Here is a 6,409-nt window from a genome sequence, read left to right on the forward strand (position 1 = left end):
GAATATCTTTACGCTTTGGCGCACGGTTAACGTTCGCCGGATAGGGTTTCGATGGTGGCAGTTGCTCAGGAATGCCCTGTTTAATTTGTTCTTGAAAGCTAAGTACAACAGTCATCGTTTTCTCCAAAATTAAGCGTCAAAACTCACAGTGAAAGCTTGGGATTTCACTAATTCCACCATCGCGTCTATATCCGGTTTGAGTAGCCTATCTTCTTCGAGCTTGGCGACTTTAGAGCGGATCAATTCGAAGTTTTGCTCAATAAGATCGGAGCAACGGTTAGGTCTTCTAAATTCCAGTGCTTGTGCGGCATACATCAGCTCAATGGCAAGAATCTTGTCCAAATTGCCTAGGATTTGATTGAGTTTTCGACCTGAAATACTGCCCATCGACACATGATCTTCTTGACCCATTGAGGTGGGTACGCTATCTGCCGATGGAGGGAAACAGAGTGACTTATTTTCTGTGACTAATGCGGCTGTCGCATATTGCGGGATCATCATGCCTGAATTGAGGCCACCTGCGACAGTCAGTAGGCGCGGCAAGCCATGCAGTCCTTCCAGTAGAAGGTAACAACGGCGGTCCGCGATATTGCCTAGTTCGGCAGCTGCGATCGCTGCATAATCGAGAACCATAGCTAATGGTTGGCCATGGAAGCTACCGCCAGAAATCGCCTCTTCACTACTGATAACAATTGGGTTATCGGTCACTGAGTTCATCTCGATTTCAACCATCTCTTTTAAGTGGTAGTAAGCATTACGAGAAGCACCGTGAACTTGGGGAATACAACGCAGTGAATACGGGTCTTGCACACGACCACAGTTGTTGTGGGACGCCATGTTCTCAGAGTCTTTGAGCAATCTTCTCATGCGCGCCGCGACTTCTAAGTTGCCAACAAAAGCGCGTGTTTGGTGTAACTCGTCGCGGAACGGTGACTCACTACCTTGCATACCTTCGATACTCATCGCGCCAGCGACATCGGCAAGATCGAGCATGTAACGCATTTTAGTTAGTGCAGTAATGGCATGGGAAAGAATAAATTGAGTCCCATTAATTAACGCCAAGCCTTCTTTTGCATGTAGCTCCAGTGGCTCTAACCCATGAGCCTCTAGTAAAGTTTTGGCTGGCACGGTTTGGTCATCTTGCCAGAATTCACCTTCGCCAATCAGTGGCAAAAACAGGTGTGATAGAGGGGCTAGATCGCCTGAAGCACCCACAGACCCCTGTTCAGGCACCACTGGAATAAGGTCCAGCTTGAGGAACGTCAGCATCCGCTCGACCACTTCCAAACGTATACCTGAGAAGCCTTGGCTAAGGGCATGAACTTTGGTGATGAGCATCAACTTAGAAATCGCTTTGTCGATCGGATTGCCGACACCAACCGCATGGGTGATAAGCAGATTTTTTTGTAATAAATGCGTTTCTTCGGGTGATATTTGCGTGTCGCACAGCGGCCCAAAACCGGTATTAATGCCATACACCGCCTTATCTGAGCTGGCCATCTTATCGACATTGGCACGGCTGACATTAATTTTTGCTATGGCTTCGGGGCAAAGTTTTGCTTCGATGTCTCCATTCGCGATGCCGTTTACAATATCAAGATCCAAACGATCAACACCGTATCTAAACGTCATTTTGTTCTCCTAACTAGGTTATGACAGCAAACAGAGGGCTAGGGCGCTGTTTTGCACCTACTTAGCCACTATGTCTGTTTTGTTATTCTTGTGAGAAAGCGTTGGCGATATCCCAACACAACCTGGCTGCGAGGCGAGCCGTCTGGCTGTCGACATCGTAAGTTGGGTTGTATTCGGCGATATCAGCAATCACTAGCTTTTGTTTGTAATGCAGAATGCGTTGTAAAAACGGTGCGAGCATTTCCATGCTGACCCCGCGAGCGGCAGGCGCGCTGACGCCAGGAGCGGTGGCCGCTGGGAACACATCTAAATCTATAGTGAGATAGATGTAGTCACAGTTATCAATAAAGTGCTGAAGCTGAGTTAGATGATAAATGTGGTTGTGATGGTTTAACTCGTGATCTTCCACGTACCAAACCCCTAGCTCATCAGCGCGTTTGAATAGTGCCTCAGTATTACTAGCACGACTCACGCCTAAGCAAGCATAATGAAATGGCCAGTCTCGTGTTGCACAGTAGTGTTGAATTTGGTTGAATGGTGTGCCAGAGCTGGGTTTGACGTCGGCGTGATGACTTTCAAAGGCACGCAAATCAAAGTGGGCGTCAAAGTTGATAATTCCGATCTTAGGCGGTTTGGCTGGGTTGAGATACTCGAAGTATTGAGCGAGCCCCAAAAAAGAGGCCCAAGCGACCTCGTGGCCGCCACCAAGCGTGATCACTGGCGTAGAACGTAGTGCAGTTGCAATAACGCTGGCGCACTGCGTTTGGCTCTGTTCGAGTAAATCGTCATCGCAAATAACATTGCCAAGATCAATTAAATGGCTTGTGTTGTGCCATGCCATATTAGCCAGAGCACGACGAATCAAATCTGGCGCGCGTTTGGCGCCGATACGACCTTTGTTGCGAGCGACGCCTGCATCACTACAAAATCCCAGTAAGCTGACCGCGTCATTGTGCGGCTGTAGCTCTTCTACCTGCATCTTTCTGACCACATGGTGCACCCGTTTGCCAAGCGCACCGTCTTCTGCATCGTGGCGACCTTGCCAATGAAAGTCTTGATTGGTAATCAGCGAATTAGACATGCTCGAGCTCTCCTGCAACAAGGCGAGCCGCTATGCGAGGCGCACCTTGGAAATAGCTAAACTCGGCTGGATGAGTGACATCCCAAATCGCGAGGTCAGCGTCAAAACCTGATCTGATTTGCCCTTTACTCTCTCCATGGCCGATGGCCTGAGCTGCGTGATGAGTGACACCCCGCAAGGTTTCTTCTGGGGTTAAGCCAAACAGCGTACAGCCCATATTCATCATCATAGTCAAATCTGAGAAAGGTGATGTGCCTGGGTTTAAATCTGTGGCAATGGCCATTGGCACTTGATACTGGCGTAGCAGTTCGATTGGAGGAAGTTGAGACTCTTTCAAGAAGTAGAATGCGCCAGGGAGTAAGGTAGCGACTGTGCTAGATTGAGCGAGAGCCTCAACCCCTGCCTGATCTAAGAATTCAATATGATCAGCTGATAAGCCTGCATATTTGGCGGTTAGAGCCGTGCCACCTAAGTTCGACAGTTGCTCTGTGTGACCTTTGATTGCGAGTCCATGTTCAATAGCGGTTTGGTAGACCTTTTCTGTTTGCGCTAGGTTAAAACCTATCGATTCACAAAATACATCCACGCTGGTCGCGAGTTTTTCTTCTGCTGCTGCAGGAATGATCTCTTGGCAGATATACTCGATATAATCATCAGCGCGGCCCGAATATTCAGGCGGAAGGGCGTGTGCGGCGAGTAGCGTAGTTGAAACATGAATTTTGCGGTGTGCTTCTAGCGCTTTTGCAGCACGGAGCATTTTGAGTTCGTCTGCAAGCGTTAAACCGTAGCCAGATTTCACTTCAACGGATGTGACACCTGAGCGAATTAGGCCGTCCAAGCGCGGCAGTGCTAACTCAGTAAGCTCTTGTTCACTTGCTGCACGAGTTGCTCGAACAGTAGAAAGAATGCCACCGCCTTGTCTCGCGATCTCTTGATAGGGCACGCCTTGTAAGCGCTTTTCAAATTCGTCAGCGCGGCTACCTGCGAAAATTAGGTGAGTATGGCAATCAATAAAGCCAGGTGTGACTAACTTGCCTTTGCAATCGAAACGGTTTGCTGAGGTAACGTCGCCCTGAGTCATTGAGTGGATAAGGCCGTCTTTGATATGGACATTACAAACAGGTGATACAGCATAGCCTTCGCTGCCTGGTTCCATCGTGACGAGTTTTGCGTTTACCAAAACCAAATCGTTGCTCAAAGTCATAGTTTAATAGTTAAGTTTAAATGTATATACAAATAATGGTTTAAGTATTGGATTTGATCAAGTGCGATGTTGCGAAAATGTGATCAGTTAAAAGTACGATATTTCATATTAAAGGAGGACTTTAGAACTTAATTTGTATCTAGCACCAGGATGATAGAGTAATGCGGTGCTGACAAGCTTATTTTCGCTCCATGTGCGTCTATTTAACAGTAGGCAGGGTTCATTGACCCCAATTCGTAGCGCAGAACGGACAGATTCATCGGCAACAATGGCTTCTACAGTATGTTCAATCGCGCTTAATGGGCAGTTCTCTGATAGGTATTGGTTAGGTGTTATTTGTGAAAAATCTTGCTCTAGATAGCTAGGAGCATAGCTTGCATTTACCCAGCGGATCTCGAGCTGGATAGGGGACTTATCTTCAAAGTGTATGATTTCACTATAGAACACAGCGCTGCCAAGCATCACACCAAGCTTCATTGCCACATTATCATCCGCTGTGATGGCTATTTGCTTGATCACTTTGCTGCTATAGGTTTTACCTCTCTGCTCGACCTCTTTGGCGATGTTACGAATATCAAGTAGAGGCGACTCTGCTTTGTCTTCGGGCGCACAAACGAAGGTCCCTAAGCGTGGTCTCCTAACTAGCCTACCTTCCGACACGAGGTCTCGAATCGCTTTATTCACTGTCATACGGCTAACTTTAAACTGTTTAGTTAGTTCCAGTTCCGTCGTAATGCGGTGACCCACAGGCCAATAACCTTGCTCAATCTGGTCAGTAATATAGGTTTTAATTTGTAGATAAAGTGGCGAACTGCTCATAGGAATCTGTTTTTATATTTGACTATACAAATGGTTATACATTTGGCTAATAAATGCAAGAATGTCTTTAAAAATGAACAGTAAATTCGATCTGTCGCTAGCTTTTCTAGTCATTTTAGGAACTAGCACCGAAGCGATAGCGATAAGCAAGGCCTATTGCAATATCGGTGCTGTTATCCGCGTGGAACATGTTTTCCACTATGGTGATCTCGATTGCGGTATCTTCGTGGGTATATCGATAGCCGTAAGTAAATTCGGTGGAGGGTTTTGAGAACTCTCCACCATCGTCTAAAAGCCCTTGATGGCTGGCTAACTGAGCGATCAAAGTATGGTTTTCAAACCATGCATATCGATAGCTAACTGCCATACTCCAAGTACTGTTTCTATATGGCATTTGGATAAAGTCGGTCGGGGTGCTTCTGAAAGTAAAAGCAGCAGTGGCGTCAAAGGCGTGTTTATCTTGCACATAACCATAATTGACCTGTACTCCTTGTTCAAATTGAGAAGCACTAAATAGGCCATTGCTTGTGTCGTTGTAATAGAGCGAGCCTCCAAATGATAGACCGTGATTCTCGTCTGAATAGATTTGATATTGGGCATACCCAGTAATCGCACTGCTTAAAGTTTCGCCACGAAACCCTTGCTCTTGAACTCCGTAAGCTGGCATATCAATAACGAACCGGTTTTTCTCTACGTCCTCTCGGCCATTTTGGTCGATGCCTACAAAGTCGTGAAAGGCCATGGTCGGCCTATCAAGGTGATTATTTGCGGCAAAATTCCAGCGATACTGTAAGTCGATTTGCCAGTTGGAATTAAGCTGCCATTTTCCGCCGATCGCGATCTGGTTTTGGTAATAGTCGAGCTCATAACTGGCGGTTACCGCCCATACACTGGAAATAATGCCTGAGCCATACAGTTCATATTCATGTTGACCCAACGAAAAGCCAGAACGCAATTGTGGAGACAGGACATTAGCATGGAGAGGAGATTGCGCATAGCTTTGCAACGGGCCAAATCCATCATCTGCTGACGCCTCGGCCATGGCTAAAACGAGAGTGGTGAAGGTTAAACTACAGAGGATCCATCTCATAACCCCTCCAACTAAATCATTATCTACCTGATAAGAATATAGTTTAATTGGAGGGTGTTTACTAAGTAGGGAGGCTTATCTAGCTAGTGTAGATAAACCTGATGAAGTTAAGCAGCGCTCAGGTGAGTCGTGATGTAAGGCTGCCAAGCATTTTGGTATAACGCTTTAGATTCGCTGCGCATGTTGCGAATCTGGGCCATTTCAAATTGATTGAAGTCACGCGCTTCATTGGCGGCGGCACGTTCAATTTTTTGAATACGTTTGTAGATTTCGTGCTCTGGGCCACTTTTCACATCAGCAATGGCTTTTAGATGAATTTGTACTTCAGCAATGAGCTTAGTTTTGGGAAGTTGAACTAATACGTTGAGGTCGCGGTAGCCAGACGCAGCAGGTTTTTTAAATCGGTTTTTAACGCTAACTATGGTTGTTTCTCTGTTGAGGACCTCGAAAGCAGACACGATGCCTTGGATATCATTCGCTACAATCGTTGCACGGGCGAGGTCGGTAATTCGCTCTGGTTGACCATTAAGCTCATGAGCAATTTTTTCTTTTGCACGTTGAGAGGACTTTAGTCCGGAAAAGT

The 6,409-nt window shown here is 46.5% G+C and carries 5 protein-coding genes and 1 pseudogene; all 6 read right to left on the minus strand.

What is annotated here, in order from left to right; all coding sequences use genetic code 11:
• Positions 1-129: 129 nt before the first annotated feature.
• The gene (hutH, locus tag QTO00_RS12395) at positions 130-1,632 is read right to left on the minus strand and encodes a histidine ammonia-lyase (protein WP_331425086.1); all 1,503 of its coding nucleotides are present in this window, start codon (positions 1,630-1,632) and stop codon (positions 130-132) included.
• Positions 1,633-1,714: 82 nt separating this feature from the next.
• Complete coding sequence (hutG, locus tag QTO00_RS12400; RefSeq protein WP_331425087.1) at positions 1,715-2,713, minus strand: formimidoylglutamase; 999 nt, start codon at positions 2,711-2,713, stop codon at positions 1,715-1,717.
• Positions 2,706-3,917 carry an imidazolonepropionase gene (gene hutI / locus QTO00_RS12405; RefSeq protein WP_331425088.1) on the minus strand — a complete coding sequence of 404 codons (1,212 nt, stop codon included), beginning with the start codon at positions 3,915-3,917 and terminating at the stop codon, positions 2,706-2,708. Before hutI ends, hutG begins: the two co-directional genes overlap by 8 nt.
• A 108-nt stretch (positions 3,918-4,025) precedes the next feature.
• The gene (gene hutC / locus QTO00_RS12410; protein ID WP_331425089.1) at positions 4,026-4,736 is read right to left on the minus strand and encodes a histidine utilization repressor; all 711 of its coding nucleotides are present in this window, start codon (positions 4,734-4,736) and stop codon (positions 4,026-4,028) included.
• Positions 4,737-4,851: 115 nt separating this feature from the next.
• The gene (locus QTO00_RS12415; RefSeq protein ID WP_331425090.1) at positions 4,852-5,826 is read right to left on the minus strand and encodes a DUF3187 family protein; all 975 of its coding nucleotides are present in this window, start codon (positions 5,824-5,826) and stop codon (positions 4,852-4,854) included.
• Between the two features lie 107 nt (positions 5,827-5,933).
• Positions 5,934-6,409, minus strand: a pseudogene (locus QTO00_RS12420) (phosphoribosylglycinamide formyltransferase); the annotation flags it as partial.

Origin of the sequence: Vibrio sp. M260118 (genome assembly GCF_036533755.1) — a bacterium.
In the GTDB taxonomy this organism is placed as follows: Bacteria; Pseudomonadota; Gammaproteobacteria; order Enterobacterales; family Vibrionaceae; genus Vibrio.

Coding starts and splice junctions, on each gene's coding strand:
- QTO00_RS12415 (WP_331425090.1), bottom strand. CDS start 5,826: ATGAGATGGATCCTCTGTAGTTTAACCTTCACCACTCTCGTTTTAGCC.
- hutC (WP_331425089.1), bottom strand. CDS start 4,736: ATGAGCAGTTCGCCACTTTATCTACAAATTAAAACCTATATTACTGAC.
- hutH (WP_331425086.1), bottom strand. CDS start 1,632: ATGACGTTTAGATACGGTGTTGATCGTTTGGATCTTGATATTGTAAAC.
- hutI (WP_331425088.1), bottom strand. CDS start 3,917: ATGACTTTGAGCAACGATTTGGTTTTGGTAAACGCAAAACTCGTCACG.
- hutG (WP_331425087.1), bottom strand. CDS start 2,713: ATGTCTAATTCGCTGATTACCAATCAAGACTTTCATTGGCAAGGTCGC.